Genomic DNA, 21,063 nt, shown 5'->3' with positions numbered 1-21,063 from the left:
TATGAAATGGAAAAAGTTATTTTAACGTTAACTAAAAAATAATCTCCTTGGTGATTAAAATGTCTTAAAAAAATCAACTAATCATTTAAAAATTAAAAATTTGTTTAATACCAAATAATAATTTGGTGTAAAAAAACGATTTTCACTAGTCTTTACCCATAGATTTAATTTTAATTTGAGAATTCGATTATTTAAAATTTAAATTGTACCCACTCCATGATTCAGTACTTGAATTGAAATAGGTTTTACTATTTCCGCATAACAATTGAACTAGTTTACCTTCGGTTTTAAATTTATAAAATTCAACTGGTGATTTCAATATTTTGAGCAGAATGAAGGACAATTTATTTTTCACTTTGAACAAGATTCGTATTTCATAATTGATCACAACCCTATAGTTTATGCAGTTTTCAACTTATTTTTCTGTTATAAAGCGTCAATTAAGCACTATAATACCCTATAAGAAGTGGGCTGGAGAATAAATTCGATTATTGCTGTGTTAAATTTACCATTGTTTGCTCCTTTTAAAAGTTGCTTTCCAATATACACTTGACTATTTTAATAAAGGAATTGAAGCAGCCCTTTTTCAATTCTCATACCTATTCCCAAGCATTTTCAAGTAATTACTGAATTGAAAACCTCCATCGCTTTCAATTGTCATTTTCAAAGCTAATTCTAACATCAGAAGGCCAATTATCCAATCAACAGGCTTTTTAAAAATGTCTTTAACAAAATGATTGAGATATTACAGCTACCCACTACATTTCTCCACTATTAAAGCTTTTATAAGAGTGGATTGGAAGCTTTTTCTTAATGTAATTCTGATTTTTCAAATATTTTTTGACCATTATTTTATAGATTTTGGTTTCAAAACAAGTTCAACTATATAAGCGGTTATAAATTGTACATATGGGAGAAACAACTTAATTAAAATGAAAAAAAATGAAAAATTAAATAAGTAAATTAATATAAATTCAAAATTGATGTGTTAATAAAAAATAATTAAATTGAATTGTTATATTTAAAAAAAATTATAAGTTTTTATAAGTTTTTAAAAAAATAACTGTTTACTAATTGGTAAGTTAATTCTTTTCGAGAAAAACCACCACGTTCTGTGAAAGATTACCTCACTTTTTTTCCTTAGTCTTAATTACTCAATTTTTATTTACCTATTGAAGTTTATAGAATTAAGTACTCATTTCCTAAACAGAAAATCCATAATTATAACACAAACTGAATCAATGAGTTAAAAATAAAGGCTGAAAAAATTTAAGTGGCTAATAATCCCAAATCAACAAGAATGACACCCTTTTGACATGAGCTCTTGGGATTATTAAACCTTGTACATTTAGCAGCAGCTGTAAAAAAATCACGCTTACCAATGGCTATTCTCCAACTTATCCCTGGCATTTGGTCTTTGTTCTACTGAGGCAATGGTTTAATCCGGATCCTAAGAATTGAAAAGTGGATTTCATATCAATATTGTCACTATAAAAGGCTCCATTATTGCTAAAATCTTGTGTTATATATTTTCTTAATGTATGGGAAGGAATTCGTTCATTTTATTATTCCTCAACATTCAAACAGAGTCAGATGGAATCGTTTAACAAGGTCTCCTTACTTTCTTAGCCTGCCCTGAACTTTCCAAGGAGAAGTAATTAAATCACAAGAAAAATCTGGCCATTTGAAAAATGAGTCATAACACCATACTATTCATTAGATTTAAAAATCACATCGATTGACTAATTTTATAGTCAATCTATCTCGCAATAGAAGGTTTATTGCACATATCGGGAGGATTGTATTCAAATGCTTTTTAAAAGTGCTTAAAACTAAACTTTAAATATTTTGCCCATAGTTTGTAAGGATACCTTCTTGAAAAAGCATAATGCAGAACTTCAAATGGAAAAAGGTATACCCACTTGAAAAGGAAGAATCTATTTCCAAGTTGTGGAATCAATTTTTTAATCGCCTGCTGGTTTTCTTTCAAGCGGTAAGTCGGTGACAAACGCAGACAAATCCATTTGACTCTAAATTTTTCAAAAGCTAGTGAATCAGTATTGTTTACTAGTTCACTTAATGGAAAATAATTTGATGAAATGATTTTAGGAATCAGTGTTTGTTCCAGCAGGTAATTTTTTTTAGTGGCAGCTGAAAAATCTTCTCGACTGTAATAAACTAATTTTTCTTGCAAAAAAAACAACTCTTTATAATACAATATGGCCCTAAACCAAACATCCAAATCTTCACCTAAACGCAATAAAGGATCAAACCCGGCATTGCTTAAAAAAAACTCCTTTTTTATAACTATGGCTGAGGTAAAGGTTAAGGACTGGTGAATGGCTTGATCGAAATAAGCAGCAATAGAATAAGCCTGTATGACGGCCTCGGATTTCTCAAACTTTTTATCCAATTCCTCTTTGGCCAACCTTTTATATGAGTTGAACCTTTTGAAATCAGTCCCCAATATCCCCGGATATTCCTTAGAGATGATTGCCTTTTGGACGAGTGACAGGTAATTGGGATGCCAAATATCATCCGCATCCAAAAATGCAATATAATCATGTTTAGCAAGATGAATCCCATTATTCCGAGCGGCAGATACCCCTTGGTTTTTTTGATGAACCAATTTAACTCTTGCCCCATATTTTCTTTCAACAATTTTCTCACTTCCATCAGTTGAGCCATCATTGATCACAATGATTTCAAAATCAGTAAAAGTTTGACTGACTACAGAATCCAAAGCTCTGGAGATGAACTCAGATTTATTATAAAGAGGTATAATGATTGAAAACAAAACCGTAATATTTAATTTAAATAAGCATTTATCTCAAAGTAGATCATTAAAAATAATGATGAAGTAGGTTTAGGTCTATTCCTATAAATAATAAAATTAGTTAAAAAGAATTGAAAGACATTAGTTGTCTTAATTGTGCATTTTCACTGGCCATTCTAATATTGTCAAAAAAGATAACCCTTAAATCAACATTTGTTTTCCGTTTTTTCCAACCGGATTTATACAAACCTACTTTCCATCTTGGGTAATTGCTATTCGCATACCAATTTGGTCCATGGTGGGTTACCAATTTTTCCCCATTCCTCCAAACTTCTACCAATCCATCTTCTTTCTGGGAATGCACCACATGGAAAACAAATTCATTCCACTCATCCTTGGGTACAGCTCCAAATTCATAAAAATTCCACTGGGACGTAGGTATTTGAGGATTATGACCGATTCTTAATTTTAAATTCCCATTACTTACTCTCAGAGAAAGGGTAGGAGTTCCTTTTCCACTATGCCATTGAGAAATCAATTCATCATCTTGATCGTCTTTCCATCCATAGGAAGGAAAAAACACAGCAAAAGAATACCACATTTCGTGATAGCTTTGTTTTGGAAAGAGAACTTCTGCTCTTGGCCCGCCTCTTTTGTCAGCCATATCTCCATACCTTAGTTCAAATTTCCCTGATTTATTACCAGAAAACACAGGGTGATTGACCACTTCAAATGAATAATCTTCATAAAATTGTTGATAAGCATAAGCATTTCCATCCCAACAAGTTTCATTTTCGAAATTTTCCTCCAGGATCAAACTATCTTCTTCTATTAATAAACCATCAAGATGAAATTTAGAATTCAACTCAAATGGATCAGGGGATTGAAATGTAAAAGTGCCAGTTAGAAGTAATATAAATACAATACAGTAATTTAAAATCATCGGAATGAGCATCAGCAACTTAAATTTACGTCTATTTATTTTTTACGTTTAAATTTTAACTCAAATCTAATTTATATTTTCTTAAAATTAATCAAAGTTACAATTATCACCTGATTTGATTTTTCTGGTGAAAGCTAGAATCCAAGCCCCAATTTTTGCCATGATTAAACAATAAGAATACAGATATTTCATTGCAATCGTAATAAAATCAGGCTATTGGGAGGCAAAACTCTAATATCAAACCAAAGTAAAACCTAATGCAAGCGAAGAGATTAAACAGGCAATTTCTCCTTTCGGGATAAGCCACCGTCTCACAGGTAGACTCTATTTTTCACCCTTTAACCTTCCTAATTTATTATAACCACCTTTTCCATTTTTAAAATATGGACTCAACTCCAGCTCCACTAGGGTGAAATCGAAAATAATAACCAAATCTTTGAATTAAAATCAATTTAATCACCTAACACATTGGGTCATCTATCTTTTGGTTAAATTTACTCTGTTAGTTGGCTCTGAATTTCAAGATTTAAATAGTAACCATTGTTGGTAGGATTCAATTTTATTACAGCCTTAAATGTTAAGGTGTTAAACAAATTTCATAATTTGTATTAATAACCAAAAAACCTTAAAATTGACATCTATTAGGATGAATTTTCCGCTTAACTAAATATAATTCTCAATAAGAAGGAAAGGTTTTTACTAATAAAAAAATTTATCCTAAACTTTAAATACAAAATAAATACCATGGCGAAATTTTTATTTACCCAGTTTCAAAATGTTGAATTAATTGTTGAAAATGGGAATCCAATAGGTGGAGCGGTGGTAGAGACAATGGTGTGGATAAAATCTCTTCATGAAATTGGCCATGAAATTGACCAGTTTAAATTTGAAAATGATGAGAGAATTCGGCTTCCTGAGTTTAACTACATTCAACTTTTACCAGTTTATCACCCTTCTAAAGGCATCCGATGGTTAAGATGGGTTTTCTATCGTTTTCCCAAAATATTCCACTCACTAAAAAAAAGTAATCCTGATTTTTTATACGCTTCAATTCCAGGATGGTCCACTTTTTATATTGCGCAATTTTGTAAAATCCTTGGCATTAAAATGATCCTGAGAGTGGCCAGTGATGTTATGTTGGATGATAGAATTAAAACCTCTCATTCAAGATTTGACCGGATATTTATTTCTAAGGCTTTTAAGTCGGCTGATTATATTTCCGTACAGAATGAATTCCAATACCAGACCTTAAAGGAGCGATTTCCGAACAAAAAGATTTTTAAAATTTACAATCCAATTGTGATTGATAAGAAAATCCAATCTAAAAAAATGGAAATGAATGGGTATATCGCATGGATAGCCAATTTCAGATATCCCAAAAATCTGAAGCTGTTATTCCAAGTGGCCAATGAATTTCCAGATGAGGAATTTAAAATTGCTGGTACGGCTTTAAGTAAAATGGACAATGAAACAAAGGAATATTTAGGTAAACTCGAATTGTTACCTAATGTAGTTTTTGCCGGAAAAGTATCAAGAGAAGAGATCTTCAACTTTTTATCCAAAGCGAAATTCCTTTTAAGTACCTCCAGGTATGAAGGTTTTAGCAATACTTTCCTGGAAGCAATGGTAGTAGGCACTCCCATTTTGACTCCATCTGCGGTTAATCCTGACGGTATTATCACTCGATTCGATTTGGGATTAACCTATGAAAATGTTTCTGATCTGAAAAGTAAATTAGATGGGTTAACTTTACAAGGTTATTTAAATAAATCGATCAATTGTAATCAATACCTTAATAATAACCATGACCACTTGGCTTTAAGCAAAAAGTTGGTAGAATTACTAAAGGAATAGAATATTGTTATACATAGACATTTCCTGAAAAATACAAGAATTGAATATTGGCCTTTCCCCCTATATATTATGCTATATTTGGTGAGATCGACTTAGATATTTAGCCCAAAAAAACCAACTGATTGCCAAGAATACGAGAACTACCTAATGAAAATTTTATGAAAATTGGAATACTGACTTTATCCTTACATACCAATTATGGTGGTATACTTCAAGCTTATGCCCTCAAAACAGTCCTGGAAAAGATGGGACATGATGTTTGGTTAATAGATACCCAACTGAATCAGGTTTCCTTGCCTAGACAAATTTGGAGGTTGGCTAAAGAATCTGTGTCTTACCTAAAGGGAGAGATTACCATGATCAATCCCAAAAGACTAAGGCATAAAGCTTATTTGAATTACACCAAACCATTTATTGACCAACATATCCCAAAGATTACAAAAACCTTTACCTCGGTGGATGAACTGAAGAAAGCAACGGAAAAATATGGATTTCAGGCATATGTTGTTGGCTCAGATCAGATTTGGAATGCTAGGTACTTTAAAAGTATTGAGGCAGCATTTTTTTCGTTTTTAAAAGGTGAAAAAACAATTAAGATAGCTTATGCCCCATCATTTGGGGGAGATGTCTGGAGGTATACCGAAAATCAAACCAGGAATTGCAAAGAATTGATCCAAGATTTTGATGGGATTTCTGTCAGAGAAGACGTAGGAATTGATTTCTGTAAAGAACACTTGGATTGCAAGGCGTCTATGGCTTTGGATCCAACCATGTTATTAAAGCCTGAAGATTATTTGAAATTGTTATCCACAAATAACAAAAGTAAAAAAGGAGACATGTTTTTATACGTTTTGGATGCCTCTCAAGAAAAGAAAAAATTGATAGAAGCCGTAGCGAGAAAGAAAAAACTAATCCCTTTCCAATTGGACATCATAGATGGATATGAATCATGCCCCCTGGAATGGCGTACTAAAGCCAAGGTAGAGGATTGGATCCGTAGTTTTCATGAAGCAGATTTTATCATTACAGACTCTTTCCACGGTACTGTTTTTTCCATTGTCTTCAATAAACCCTTTTTTGTACTCATCAATTATGACAGGGGTGCTGCACGATTTAAATCCATTCTAAACATTTTTAATTTGTCAGATAGGGTTATCTCCTCTCAGGAGGATATTAATAATAAGAAATTGGAAAAAGAAATAGATTGGAATGCCGTAAATAAAATTTTAGAAGAAAAAAAGGAGCTATCAATGTCATTTTTAAAAAAACATCTGGTGAAAACAAACCCAATCGAATAGTGCAGGAGTAATCTCATAATTATCGCATGCAGCTATTAGGAATGGATCAGCTGTCAAAATTCTGGAGTTCAACCATTTTTTTAAAATCTGGAGACTGGTTCGTGAGGGATTCAAAATCACCATGATTTAGGATCTGTCCATCTTTGAGCAGGTAAATTACGTCTGCATTTTTGATGGTTGAGAGCCTGTGAGCGATGACGATGATGGTATATTTCCCTCTGAGCTGGTCAAAATATTCCTGTATTTCCTTTTCTGTCTCTGAATCCAAGGCCGAAGTAGCCTCATCCAGGACGAGCAGGTCTACCTCCTTATAAAGTTCCCTTGCTATAGCGATCCGTTGCTTCTGCCCACCTGAAATGAGCACCCCTGCATTGCCAAGCGGAGCGTCCTCCTTTTCTGGAAGGTCTTCCAGAAACTGTAATAGGGAGGCCTTTTTAAGTGCTTTTCTAAATTTTTCGAGGTTTTCCGGGTTCTTTTCGGCCCAGGAAGTCACGTTATTGAACAGGGTATCGCTAAAGATAACAGGCTCCTGTGTGATGTATCCGATTTTGGATTGGTAACGGCCGATATTAATTTCACTTAGATCGATCCCATTAATCTGAAAGGTTCCCTTCTCTATTGGCAATAGTCCGGTAATGATATTGATCAGTGTCGTCTTTCCGCTTCCACTTGGACCAACCAGGGCCACAGTTTTGTTTTTTGGAATTTCCAAGTTGATATGCCTGAGTAGTGGGCTATCTCCGTAGGAAAATCCTACTTCCCGGAGCTGTACCCGCTCGATGTTTTCTATAACCAGTCCGGTATTGTATTCTGCCCTATTGCTGTTCATGTCATTAAGGAATCCCTGGAAATTCTCCAAAGAACCGGACACGTTCAAAAAGGTGTTCCAGTAATTTTGGTAGACAATAATGGCATTCAGCGCCCTGTAAAAGAAGAGTAGACTGAGGATAATGGGGCCTATATTGGTGCTGAAATAGAAAATCTGGATGAAAATAATGGCCACCACCACAAATATAGACATGGGCTCTTTGGTGGCGATCAGCAAGGAGTTGAAGAAGCCAATACGCCTGTTTCCATTGGCTAGGGTGATGATCGTCTGTTTGAGTTTCTCCCCATACTTTGCTGCCTGTCCGGTGGCACGGAGGTATTTAAAATTGTTGATCTGTTGCATGACTAAGCCATGGAAGATGTGGCCGTCCGCGGTGATTTTCCGGGAAGTCTGCTTGGTTTTTTTGTAGAGTTTGGTATAAAAGAAGTTTGAAACACCTCCTCCGATTCCAACCAGAAGTGCAAACTGAGGATTGGAGAGAAAAGCCAGGGTAATGTAAACAGATATCGTCATAAGCGCTTGCACACCGGCCATATAGTTTCTGTAGGCCCAGGTGACCCGGTCGACTTCCCCGCTCAGTGTATTCTGGATCTTACCAGAATCTACTTTCACGAAATACTTGTAATTGACACTTGATATGCTTTCCACTCCTGCAAACCTGATTTTCTTGATAAAGGTGGTCATCAGGATGACACCAAAATAGGATTCTGCAAAACGAAACAAACCTTTCATGCCGAAGAAAAAGAGGATCATCAGCAAAACAGTGGTCAGGTTAAGTGGCAGCCCCATGGAATTGAAGGCATCAAGCAGGTATTTAAGATTGCCGATGCTCTGTTCATCAGGTTGAAATGCGGTGGTCCCATCCACCATCTGCAGAAGGGGGATAAACATGGCCAGTCCAAGACCATCCATCAGCCCCACAGTGAAGCTAAGTATCAGGGCGATAAAAATCCTGTTTCCCAGATAAGAATGAAAAAAACGGAAATCGGAAAACGACTTGTTAAAGTAACTCTTTACCTTCGTGGCGATCATCATTGTACTGTTTTAAACGTAAAGCAAAGATTAAATGGAATTGATTATTCGGTTGAAAACCCATTTCCAGTGCCTACTCGAATAGAAGTCCTAACTCAAAAAGAATAAACCAATAGCCAAAAAACCCAATGGACTAAATAAATAAGCCTGTTACCTGGAAGTGGGTGATACACTTCCTGATAACAGGCCAAATTTAAATGAAAGTTTTTACAATATCACTTTTTAATTAATTTCATAACTTTTCGTTGTCTATTTGCAAGCACAGATACCAAATAAATCCCTGGTTTGATATCTGAAAGGTTCAAAGTAACCAGACCATCATTATTTTCCATCAATTCTGAAAATAAGGTGTTTCCATTCAACTCTGTAAGGGTGACCTGAATTAAATCTTCAGTTCCATTTTCAAATTTCAGATTGACGATGTCTTGAGAAGGGTTTGGGAACATAGAAACTGAAAGTTTAGCTTCTTCATTTCGTATACCTGAAGTCATTTCTACCGCCGCAGTTAGTTGCGTTGTATCCTCTATCCTAAGACTCTCTATGGGTTGATCCTCGGTTTGAAATTTCCATACGCTAGAATAATTACCCCATACGCCATCTTTCTTGGCCTTTACTCTCCAATGATAATCCAATCCAAATTCCAATCCACTCAATTCAAATTGATTGTCCTTGATAGTAGCTGATTTAATCAAACCTTTTTCACTAAAATCTGGAGTACTTGAAACCTCGATTTCATAAAGATCAGCACTAGTATTGTCTATCCAGAAAAACTGAACTGCTTTTGAATCGACAGTATCCTTGTTACTTGGACTAACCAAATCTGGAGCATTGACCATTTGTCGAAGACTTTCACCTGAAACGGTGAATTGAATAGTATATGCACCTCCCTTTTGACCACCATTATCACGTTCTGTATAAGGAATGGCAGTTAAAGAATAGTTACCTGAGGGCAATGTTAGTCCTTTATTAGATAAAAGCTCATACTCAGAACCATTGTCAATTCTAGATGAATTGACCGGCCCTGTTAAAGAGAAAAACACACTTTTTATTTCAGGAGCAGAGGTGATGGCCCTGAAGTTAAGTTCTAAATCACTGGCTTGATTGATGTTAATTACCTCCCCGTCAGTAAGGGTATGGATTACACTGTTTTTAGCAACATCAATCATTTGAAGACTTTCGATACCCAAAGCCACTTCTTCTTCTTTTACAATAATCGTTATAGCACCACTTATTTCACCTTTCGAAGCTTTAGCTGTTATGATGGCTTTACCTGAATTTAATGCTGTGACTTTTCCTTCTGCGTTTACGGCAACAATTTGTTCATCTGATGAAGACCAAACTACTGATGAGTTGTTTGCGTCAGAACCTGTAACCATTGTCGAAAGAGACAATGAATTCCCTACTTCCAAGACAATGGATATGTGCATGGCCGCCTGTGGAATCTCTTCAGAAATAATACTTTCCGTCTCAAACATCCAATTGGCAGACCAATCGCTTTGACCAGGTAATGTTGTGGCCCTAACTCTCCAGAAATACTGAGTACCTTCCTGAAGTCCACTTGCCTGAAATTCATTGGCTTTAATGTTCTTCTGATCAACGATTGGGTTGATAAAGTCACTGTTGTCAGCCACTTGTACTTCATAAGACTCTACCGATCCCTCCTGTTTCCAGTTCAATACTACCTGTGTAGGAGTACCAATGCTATCTTTTGCAGGACTGATAAGTTGTGGTGAGGCTGGAAGCACCGGCTCAGGAGCGCTTACAGAAAATCGGATGGAAAGTGAAGTACCTTTATCTCCCTCTTTATTACTTAGAGAATAAGGAGTAGCAGTAAGGGTATATTCTCCTTCTAAAAGAGCAAGTCCCGACTTATTAAGTAAATCATATGCAAATCCGTTGTCTGTTCTTGAAGTGCTTACCGGACCTTCTAAAGAAAACTCAAGGCTTCCGATTGTTTCAGGCAAAGTAGTTGCCCTAAAATTGAGGCTCAAATCCTTGATCTGACTAAATTCAAGTTTGTCTCCGTCTGCAATTTTAGCTATTTCTTTGTTGGAAGCGGCATCCACTATAGAGAAGTACTGCACGGCCATTTCAACCTTTTTCGCAGTAACAGTTACATTGGATGCGGCTTTCAAACCTCCATCTTCAGTTGTTGCCGTGATGCTGGCTGTACCTTGTCCTTTAGCAGTTACAAGTCCATTTTCATCCACGCTAGCAATGCTTTCGTCTGAAGAAGACCAGGTGAAAGATTTGTTTTGAGCATTTGAAGGCAAAATGGTTGCCATCAATTGTGAAGTACTTCCTTCTACCAAACTAAGGGAAGAATGGTCAATGCTTATCTCAGTCACCGAAACAGGTGCTGTTATTGTGAAGCTTATAGAAAGTGAAGTGCCTTTATCACCCCCTTTATCCCTAAGAGAATAAGGAGTGGCAGTAAGCGTATATTCTCCTTCAATAAGATTAAGTCCTGTCTTATTAAGCAAATCGTAAGCAAATCCATTGTCTGTTCTTGAAGAGCTAACCGGACCTTCTAAAGAAAATTCCAGGCTTCCGATTGTTTCCGGCAAAGTAGACGCCCTGAAATTTACACTTAAATCTTTGATTTTACTGTATTCAAATTGATCTCCGTCCTTAATTTCAGCTATTACTTTGCTGGAAGCGCCATCCAATACATAGAATTGTTGCACAGCTATTTCAACCTCTTTGGCTGTAACCGTTACTTTGGATATGGCCTTTAAACCTCCATCTTCAGTTGTTGCGGTGATGTTGGCTGTACCTTGCCCAATAGCTTTTACCATTCCATTTTCATCTACGCTTGCAACGCTTGCATTTGAGGAAGACCAGGTAAAGGTTTTGTTTTGAGCGTTGGAAGGTGAAATAGTTGCCTTCAATAATGAAGAACTTCCTTCTTCCAAGCTAAGTGAAGAATGATCAATGCTTATCTCAGTCACAGCAATTGGTTGGACTACGGAGAAATGAATGGAAAGAGGAGTACCTTTTTCACCACCTTTTTCTCTTATTGAATAAGGAGTGGCAGTAAGCGTGTATTCTCCTACCGTAAGGTCAAGCCCTGTTTTATTAAGTAAATCATAAGCAAATCCGTTGTCTGTTCTTGAAGAGCTTACCGGACCTTCTAAAGAAAAATCAACGCTTCCGATGGTTTCAGAAAGCGTATTTGCCCTGAAATTGATGCTCAAGTCCTTGATCTGATCAAAATCGAGTCGGTCTCCGTCTTTGATTTCAGCGATTACTTTATTGGAAGCAGCATCCAACATTGAGAAATTTTGCAGGTCCATCTCGGCAACCTCTTCCTCTTCTATAACTTCTTTATTGGTTAAAAATGACCATGCTTCAGAAAAAGTACTTGATCCTGTATTGTTGATGGCTTTTACTCTCCAATAATACGTTTTCCCAGCATTCAGTTGGTCGATTTCAGTATTGATGGTGGATACATCCTCCAAAACAACATGCTTTACAGTAAACTCCTCGTCTTCGGCAACTTGTATTTCATATTTTTCTGTGTTTTCAGATGGACTCCATTGAAGCTTTACAGTAGATATGACTCCATTTGATCCATTCTCAGGACTAATAGGAGTTGGACTAGTAGGAATAGCTATTTCCTTTGTATCTGTAAGTTCAAATTGAATAGAAAGGGCAGCACCTTCAGTACCTGACTTGTCCCTTTCCGAATAAGGAACAGCTTTTAGGGTATATTTACCAGCAGTAAGTTGCAGACCATCATTGTTTAGTAGGTCATAAGCAGCTCCATTATCTGTTCTGGAAGAATTCACTGGACCCGATAAAGAAATCGATACACTACCAAGCGTAGATGGATTGGTAAAGGCACGAAAATTCAGGCTCATATCTTTGAACTGATTGTAATCCAATTGGTCTCCATCCGAAATGCTTTGAATAGTTTTGTTGGTGCTCGCATTGAGAAGGTCAAAACTTGCAATACTCAATGGCTGACTTTCTGAAGTTACCGTAATAGAAGTTTTGGAAGTGAAATTACCATCCTGTGTTTTGGCAGTAATAATTGCGGTACCACTTTTCACTCCAGTTACAATCCCATCGTTGTCTACTTTGGCGACACTAGAATTGGAGGTTGTATAGGTTACGCTTTTATTATCGGCATTAGAAGGTGAAATTTCTGTTTTAATTTGTATTTTTCTGTCTATTTCTAATGAAACAGCTGGAGTAGAAGAAATACCTGTAACCGCGATTGGAGTAGAAAGCGTTTTCCCAGAAGAAACCATGTCTTCAAGGGAGGAGTTTTTCCCTCCTATTCTTACATTATCGAAATAGGTTACTCTCAGATTGACATTGGTCGCTCTTTTTTTCCAATTGGATTTATAAATCCCGATTTTCCAACGTGTGGGGTTAGCATTGCTGTAAAGATTAGGGCCTTTATGTGTAGCTATTTTTTTCTCATTTTTCCAAACCTCCACTAAACCATCAGAGTTTTCTGAGTGAATAACGTGAAAAACAAATTCATTCCATTCGTCCTTAGGTACCTCACCAAATTCCAAATAATCGAATTTAATGGAGGATCCTTCCGTATGTCCGATCCTTAATCTCAAATTTCCATTTTTCACCCTTAATGCTAAAGGAGGGGTACCATCACTGGTATGCCACTGTGATACAATTTCATCATCATTGTCTAATTTCCAGCCATAAGAAGGAAAGTATACAGCAAACGAATACCATAACTCCATGTCATGCTGTTCACCAAAAAGCACTTCTGCTCTTGGACCACCATTTTTGGTAACCATTGGATCTCCATAACGCAATTCAAATTTCCCACTGAATTTATCCTTAAATACTAGATTATCACTGGAATTGAAAGAATGGCTACCAGCAAATTGTTGACTGGCATACGAATCTCCTTTCCATGCATCTCCATTTTCAAAAGTTTCTTCGTAGGTAAGATTTTTTGAACTGAAGCCATCCTGAAAAGCAAATGTTTCGTTGGCTCCTAAAAAGCAGGAAATGCCTGCCAAAAGTAAAAATAAGCTGAAAGCTCTTGTCGTTTTAAGTATCACATTTTTCATGTTCACAACCCTTTAAAATGTTTGAAAAGTGGCCCGAAACAGTAGAATGAAAAGATCTGATTGTTAAAAACTTTAGACATAGCGATTCCGTTGACCGATATCTTGGATATTGGCCTAAATCTTTAGGAATAAGCTAGGTTACTGAAACCCACCTTATTTTAAAAAAGAGAATTTAGGTAACTAAGTTTTTAATAACCAGGAATAAATATGTCTTTATCTTTTGTTTCGGACAGTAATTATATCACTGATATGAAACAAATATTATAGATAATTTTTACAATAAAAAATTTTTAATGTACAAAGCAAATTGATTAATTTAAAATACAATTTTTAAACTCAATTCAATAATAACTTTCAAAATTCCAGACTGTTACGCGTGAATAATCATTAAAATTAAAAGGGTATATAGACTATAAATTTTTATATTAATTTCTATATAACCAACACATTATAACCTTATAAATATGTATTGCATTATAGTAGTTAAGTAATACACTTTGGGAATTATTTCTGGTTTCTAAGCCCATTTCCATTCACAATTTTTAATTTTCATGTACCATTTAGGATGTCTGAACGCTCCTCTTCGGATCAAAAAGAAGCTGTACTCAAACAAAGGTGTTAAATCAAAATACGGCTCAATTTGCCATAATTAAGCATTTAATGTGCTTTTTTCAATCTAAAATTAGAATTGAGATGGATAAAATTCAATCAGTTTTACCTACCTAGAATCACCAATTGCAAACTACATTTGCTCTCAAGCGTACAGGAACCCCTAACAGAAAACCCACCTTTTACACTGACTAATTAAGATTTTTAATTCATAAATTGAGTTATAAAATACAAATTCAAATAGTATAATATAATACTAAACATAGAAATGTATTTCCTCAATGAAATTTAGATGTATAATAATTTATTAAAAATATATTTTAATTATATAAAAATTATATGTTGGTAAAATTTAAAGGTATTATCATCCTAATTTATATATCGTTTTAGTTTTTTTATGCATTATATAATGCAGTTAATATTTTCATGTTCAGTTTTTTGATTTATATGTAAACAAAAATGTTTCAAATATTAAATTGTCTATTTGATTTTTTTGATGCTGAAATGCATTAAAATGAAATTCGATTTGAACAGATGAAATCGTTCCTTTAAAATTTGAATTAAAAAGTATCCTATAAGCCATTGGTGTAGAACCAATAAGTAAAGTCAACAAGATGCTTGCGAAGCATTCGTTAAGTATTTCATTATTAAACCTCATAAAAGAATAAGGGCATTTTGAAACAGATTATTTTTTTTAAATGTGGAAAATATTGAAACTCACGATAGAAGCTATCCATTAAAATAAGCTAGAGATCAAGCCACGCCTTTTGGGCAATCTGATCAGTTTGAGTAACCAAGGCATCTAGCTGAAGGCAGTCTGACCACCTGTGCTCAACCTTAGGGCTCTGATCGAACAGACACCAACAGGATATTGCTCAATTTGTGTGATTGGATAACTTCCCATGAACTTGCATGAGGCCCCCGTTCTCAGTTCGCCTACAATCGTAAAGCGATGTAATCCCGAAAAGTGATCCTTTCAGGAAGCTGGAATAAGTATCAGACAATATTTTACTTAACACACTCAGGTAGCTTTGAACTTTCGCTTCAAGCCAGAATACCTCTAGATTAGTACCTACTTCAAATTTCCGCCCTTAGCCTACCCATAATCAACTTGCTTCTTTTTCCACATTAAACTTTAGCTCAGAAGTTTAAATGCGAATTAATAATAGTATCGATTGACTTATTTTCAGGTGCTACCTATACTTGACAGGCGTTTTAATTCAAATTTTGCTTTAAATCTGGCAACAGCACCGATAATGTTTGAATCCAGCATTTAATAAGTTCTGTTTAAAGCCAATGTTTTTTTGATAAAACACTTGACCTGCTGTATTTGCCCGTTTAACCTCGATTCTTGATCATAATCGATACCATAATTGACTTTTCAATTTTATTTAACATATTTGCTTTCCAACTAATATTATTTGCAAAATGCCGAAGTCAATTATAACAGGTGCCGGACATTACTTACCAGAGAGGATTGTTACCAATAATGACCTTTCCCAGATGATGAATACCAATGACGAATGGATTGTTGAAAGGACTGGAATTCACGAGAGAAGGTGGTTTACACCTGGGGTTGATACTGTAACAAGTATGGCTAAGAACGCCTCCATTATGGCAATTAAAAATGCCGGAATAGACACCAATGCTATTGATTTTATCATTTTCGCCACCATTACTCCTGATTATTTCATCCCTGGAAATGGCGTATTGCTTCAAAGAGAGCTTGGACTTCAAGGAATTGGCGCTTTGGATGTTAGGAATGCCTGCTCAGGATTCTTATATGCTTTATCAATAGCTGATCAATATATAAAAACCGGCATGTACAAAAACATACTGGTTGTAGGTGCTGAAATCCAGTCTTCCGCCTTAAACAAGAATGATGAGGGAAGATCAAGCGCCGTTATTTTCGCCGACGGAGCAGGGGCTGTGGTTTGTAGCGCTTCTGAAGATGAGAATAGAGGAATCCTCTCTACACATTTACATGCTGATGGAGATTTTGCAGAAGAACTTTACGTGAAGGATCCCGGAAGCAGTAGAGAAGTAAGACTTTCTCAAGAATTAATCGACAGTGGGTCTTTCAATTTGTCAATGAATGGCAATACTGTTTTTAAACACGCTATTTTAAGGTTTAAGGAAGCAATAGAGGAAGCGTTGGTTGCCAATAATTTTGAAACCAAGGACATAGATTTGCTTATACCTCATCAAGCCAATTTAAGGATAAGCCAATATATCCAAAATAAAATGGGGCTCAATGATGACCAAGTATTTAACAATATTATGTATTATGGGAACACTACTGCCGCAACCATTCCAATTGCCATAAGCGAATCGCTTCAACAAAAGAGAATTAAAAAAGGAGACCTAGTTTGTCTGGCAGCTTTTGGAAGTGGATTTTCATGGGCCTCAGCACTTATCAGGTGGTAGCGAACAATAAAAATAAAACTCCTTTTGACCAACTATTAAAAGTTACTCAGGATAGGGAACTATTCCAAAACGTAAGCCAGGCCAAAAAAGAATTTGTCACCCTCTTATCTTGGGTAGGCAATGCGGTTTCTTACGATAAACTTGATGGTATTCACAAAAACCATAAAGGAATAAAAATCAGCCAAGGCAATGAATTGCAGAATTGCCCTTATCAGGTACTGGATATTGTTCGTGATTTTGACATTAAATATGGTTTTAACATTAGGGTTTTACATTGGTGGGGACGTGGAGCTTATTTGCTAATTTATTTAGGATCAGATCACCCAAGGCTTCAGGACACAGATCAAGTGCTACAATGGATAAAAAAGAGAGCCTTTGACTTAAGCAAAACAAACCTGTGGAATTATAAGGAAATTATAGATGAACAAGAAATTGTAAATAGTAAAAATATTGAGCCAAAGCAGCTAATTGATCACTTGAAAAGCGGCATTCCTTTTCAAATAATCAAAGCAATTCCAATTAGGGACAGGTCATCTCTGGTAAACCTATTAGTGAAAGAAATTGGTGATTGCTTAACATGGATGGATTTAAAGAACAATTAGTTGTTTGGTAAATCCATTAGACAAGAACATTAATTAGAAAAACTATTAAACTTTTCCCTAACTAAATATAATTTTTTAACTATATAATGTAAATTGGAACCAAGATTGTGTGCATTCCGTATGACTTTATAAAATTGATAAAATACTCATGAAATATACATTTTCCTGGCTTTTGATGATTTTTTATGTGTCTTCTTCTTTTGGACAAGGCCAAGTGGTGAACCTCTACAACAATGATTCCACCCTGATGGGCAATGGGGTAATGCTCAAAAACAAAATGGATGGGTTATGGAAGTTTATTAACCCTAAAACCAATAGTTTGATCCAGCAGGGCAATTTTAAGAACGGATTGAAAGATGGTCAATGGGTCATTTATTTCTCTAACAAACAAAAGCATATTGTCGCTAATTATAAAGAAAACAAAAGAAATGGTTCCTTCTTGGAATACGATCTAGGTGGAGCCTTAATCAAAAATGCTGTTTACCAAGACAGTGTTCTAGTGGGGCCATATAAGGAATACTACGGAAATCAAAGTAATTCAGGATTTGCCAATCCTAAACAAGTCAAAACAGAAGGAGATTATATGAATGGTAAAAAATCCGGTAAATGGATTTTTTACTTTGAAAATGGAGAGACTGCTGTAGAAATAAATTACAAAGAGGGCCTAAAAGAAGGCTCCTATAAAGAGTATGATCCATTTGGGGAACTGATAGTAGCAGCCAATTATAAGGAAAATCAGCCTGATGGAGAATTTAATAGATTCTCTCCGTCAGGACGTATTCAGGAAACCGGAGAATATAATTCTGGTAGAAGAGTCGGTAAATGGACGAGTTATTTTCCGGATACTAATATTATGGAATCAGAAAAATTCTATGATGAATCAGGCCATAAAACTGGCACTTGGCATTATTATTATGAAAATAAAAGGATCGCAAGGATAGAACGTTACGAAAACGATATCCCCGTCGGAAAGTGGGAAGAGTTTTTTCCAGATAAATCTGTTTCCAAACAAGTAATTTATGATTTAGGTGTGCCTGTAGGAGAATACATCGAAAACCATATCAATGGAAAACCTTCTGTGAGAGGGCAATACGAAAATGGCTTTAGGTCTGGCATCTGGAAAAGTTATTACCCAGAAGGCAACCTTTATTCAATAGGTAAATATAAAAATGACCTGAAATCAGGCCTGTGGAAGTATTTCAATAAAATCGGGATATTAATAGCCGAGGGAAGTTATCAACTTGGCAATGAGCAAGGGCAATGGTTTTATTATTATGATGGGGGTCAGTTGAAATCAGTAGGGAGTTATTTGCTTGGCCAAGAAGATGGTATGTGGGGGCTTTTTTACGACAACAAACAACTTACTCAAGAAGAAACCTGGGATTTTGGTAGACTTTTGAATGTTAGTACCTACAATAATTTTGACGGTACCAAAACATTGAATCCAGGGACGCTTAAGGATGGAAATGGCACCAGAATCACCTATTATGTAAATGGAGTGAAGGAATCAGAAGGTAATTATCAGTCAGGGAAACCTGAAGGTATATGGAAATATTACCATGACAATGGAAGGCTGGCATCTGAAGGTAAGATGGAAGATGGAAAAAAAGAAGGCTCTTGGAAATATTACACCCGATCAGGGAACCTGGAGGATATCTTGAAATTTGAAGAAGATGATGTTTTGGCAGATGACCCGCCTGAAGAAAGTGATTTATTTCAAGATTTCAATTGAATAATAAAACAAATCAGCATTAAAGAGGTTAGATAAATAAAAAATTATGTTTGACCTATTTAAAAAGAAATCACCGCTCGAGAAACTCCAGCAACAATATAAATCCTGTCTGGAAAAAGCTCATAAAGCTTCCCATCACAACCGGAAACTTTCAGATAGTTTAATGGTTGAAGCTGAAGCCATAGCAAAAAAAATAGATGCGTTAAAAAACATTTAAACATGAGGTCGCAATAGATTATTCCTGATAGTTGGCAATGCCCAATATTTATTCGCCATGATATTTTTACCCCATAGTAGAATTCCCTCCTTCGACTACCTGAATTAAAAATTGGAACACTTATTGCCATTATAACAGTATCACCAATAATGATGTGCCATGAAAAATTCAAAAAGTAACCGGACACCATTTTCAGCTTCGTTGAAATTCTTAACATTAGGTTTATTATTGTTCTTTATAGGCAGTAAGCAAAAAGTTAATGCAATACCTATATCTGTTTCATTTCAGGTTTTTTATGATGAATTAAGCCCTTATGGAGATTGGATAGATGACCCCAATTATGGATTTATTTGGGCGCCCTATGTAGATCAATCTTTTCAACCTTATAGAACTAACGGACATTGGGTAATGTCAACTTATGGCAATACCTGGGTATCTCAATATGATTGGGGATGGGCCCCTTTTCATTACGGAAGATGGTTTTTCAGTGATTTTTACGGTTGGGCATGGATTCCAGGATATGATTGGGGACCTGCCTGGGTGAATTGGAGATCAGGTAGAGGTTACTATGGTTGGATGCCTCTTGGTCCTCAAACTTATTTCTATAGCTCTTCCGGCTATTATAACCACTCCCATTGGGTATTTGTACCAAGGCGTAGGTTATTGAGTAGAAGGATCAACAGATATTACATGCATGGAAGAAATGTGAACGTAATTTATAATCAGACCACAATCATTAACAATACCTATGTTCACAACAACCACCGGTACATTTCTGGTCCAAGTCGTTCAGAATTGCAACAGGTTACAAGACGCAATGTGCCAGTTTTTGAGGTGAGACAAGGCAGAAGGCCAGGAAGAACATCTGTAAGTAACAATAGCATTAATCTTTACAGGCCTCAGGTTTCTACAAGGTCTTCCTCAAGAAATGCGGTAAGTTCTAGACCTAACAAATATTTGAGTGCTAAAGAATATGGCAATGCCCGATCTACAGTGACTAGACCTGCTAATAGTAGGTCCTCCACTGGGACTAGCTCCCGAAGTTCTGATGTGCGATCTGAAACTCTCAGAAATAGCAATACACCAGCAACACGGTCAGCTAGAAGTAATGTGAACTCAAACACAGATAGGAGCAATGCGCAACAGAAAACGGTATCTCCTTCAACGAACACAAGGTCAAATAGCAACGCCGGCAATACCAATTCCAGAAGTAGAAATAGCAATACTTCTCCGAACAATAACGTTAATCAGAGAAGACCTACTACGGTACCATCAAGTAATAATTCACGTAACGTTACGCCGAATTATCAACAAAACAGAAGGTCTACTTCCACCCCATCTCAGAGAAATAGTGGGGTAAGTACGCCGCAAAGGGATACTAGACAAATTACTCCTGCCCAAAGGCAGGTTAGAAAAAGTACTCCTACGCGAAGTAATTCGAACACACGGAAAGTAGCTCCTGCAACAAGGAGTACAAATAGGGTTCAAAGTACGCCACAGAGATCCAATTCAAGGGTCAATACAAATAGTAACAGTCGTACTCAAACCAGAAGTACGCCTAAAAGTACCCAAAGAAGTTCTGGAAGTACTAGCACTACCAAATCCAGAAGATCTACTAGGGGTAATTAATATTTATAAAATGTGTTTGAATCACATTTATCAGTAAATGAAAAAAGGCAGCTTATTTCTTAAG

The 21,063-nt window shown here is 35.9% G+C and carries 11 protein-coding genes; 7 read left to right on the top strand and 4 right to left on the bottom strand.

What is annotated here, in order from left to right; all coding sequences use genetic code 11:
* Positions 1-1,816 precede the first annotated feature (1,816 nt).
* Positions 1,817-2,797 carry a glycosyltransferase family 2 protein gene (locus AC0L7T_RS06745; RefSeq protein ID WP_473341739.1) on the bottom strand — a complete coding sequence of 327 codons (981 nt, stop codon included), beginning with the start codon at positions 2,795-2,797 and terminating at the stop codon, positions 1,817-1,819.
* A 100-nt stretch (positions 2,798-2,897) separates the two neighbouring features.
* Complete coding sequence (locus AC0L7T_RS06740) at positions 2,898-3,641, bottom strand: polysaccharide lyase family 20 protein (protein ID WP_473341738.1); 744 nt, start codon at positions 3,639-3,641, stop codon at positions 2,898-2,900.
* Positions 3,642-4,463: 822 nt separating this feature from the next.
* On the opposite strand from AC0L7T_RS06740, the gene AC0L7T_RS06735 reads away from it, so the two are divergent.
* On the top strand, positions 4,464-5,573 hold the full coding sequence (locus AC0L7T_RS06735) for a glycosyltransferase (protein WP_473341737.1): 1,110 nt from the start codon (positions 4,464-4,466) through the stop codon (positions 5,571-5,573).
* A gap of 158 nt (positions 5,574-5,731) precedes the next feature.
* Positions 5,732-6,871, top strand: a complete 1,140-nt coding sequence (locus tag AC0L7T_RS06730) for a polysaccharide pyruvyl transferase family protein (protein WP_473341735.1) — start codon at positions 5,732-5,734, stop codon at positions 6,869-6,871.
* A gap of 46 nt (positions 6,872-6,917) precedes the next feature.
* Here AC0L7T_RS06730 and AC0L7T_RS06725 read toward each other — a convergent pair whose 3' ends face one another.
* Positions 6,918-8,735 carry an ABC transporter ATP-binding protein gene (locus AC0L7T_RS06725; RefSeq protein ID WP_473341734.1) on the bottom strand — a complete coding sequence of 606 codons (1,818 nt, stop codon included), beginning with the start codon at positions 8,733-8,735 and terminating at the stop codon, positions 6,918-6,920.
* Between the two features lie 212 nt (positions 8,736-8,947).
* Positions 8,948-13,783, bottom strand: a complete 4,836-nt coding sequence (locus AC0L7T_RS06720; protein ID WP_473341732.1) for an Ig-like domain-containing protein — start codon at positions 13,781-13,783, stop codon at positions 8,948-8,950.
* Positions 13,784-15,820: 2,037 nt separating this feature from the next.
* Between AC0L7T_RS06720 and AC0L7T_RS06715 the strand changes: the two genes are divergently transcribed.
* The 5 genes from AC0L7T_RS06715 (at position 15,821) to AC0L7T_RS06695 (ending at position 20,999) form a co-directional block, all read left to right on the top strand.
* The gene (locus AC0L7T_RS06715; RefSeq protein WP_473341730.1) at positions 15,821-16,819 is read left to right on the top strand and encodes a 3-oxoacyl-ACP synthase III family protein; all 999 of its coding nucleotides are present in this window, start codon (positions 15,821-15,823) and stop codon (positions 16,817-16,819) included.
* A complete protein-coding gene (locus tag AC0L7T_RS06710) occupies positions 16,792-17,421 on the top strand; it encodes a hypothetical protein (protein ID WP_473341729.1) in 630 nt (209 codons plus the stop codon). The genes AC0L7T_RS06715 and AC0L7T_RS06710 overlap by 28 nt, the downstream gene beginning before the upstream one ends.
* A gap of 148 nt (positions 17,422-17,569) precedes the next feature.
* A complete protein-coding gene (locus AC0L7T_RS06705; protein ID WP_473341728.1) occupies positions 17,570-19,153 on the top strand; it encodes a toxin-antitoxin system YwqK family antitoxin in 1,584 nt (527 codons plus the stop codon).
* Between the two features lie 46 nt (positions 19,154-19,199).
* On the top strand, positions 19,200-19,370 hold the full coding sequence (locus AC0L7T_RS06700; protein ID WP_473341727.1) for a Lacal_2735 family protein: 171 nt from the start codon (positions 19,200-19,202) through the stop codon (positions 19,368-19,370).
* Positions 19,371-19,529: 159 nt separating this feature from the next.
* Complete coding sequence (locus AC0L7T_RS06695) at positions 19,530-20,999, top strand: DUF6600 domain-containing protein (RefSeq protein WP_473341726.1); 1,470 nt, start codon at positions 19,530-19,532, stop codon at positions 20,997-20,999.
* Positions 21,000-21,063: the final 64 nt, after the last annotated feature.

It is taken from the genome of Cyclobacterium sp. 10D3-21, assembly GCF_055809755.1.
Note: the sequence above shows the minus strand (reverse complement) of the source record. Positions and strands in the feature narration are given on the sequence as shown.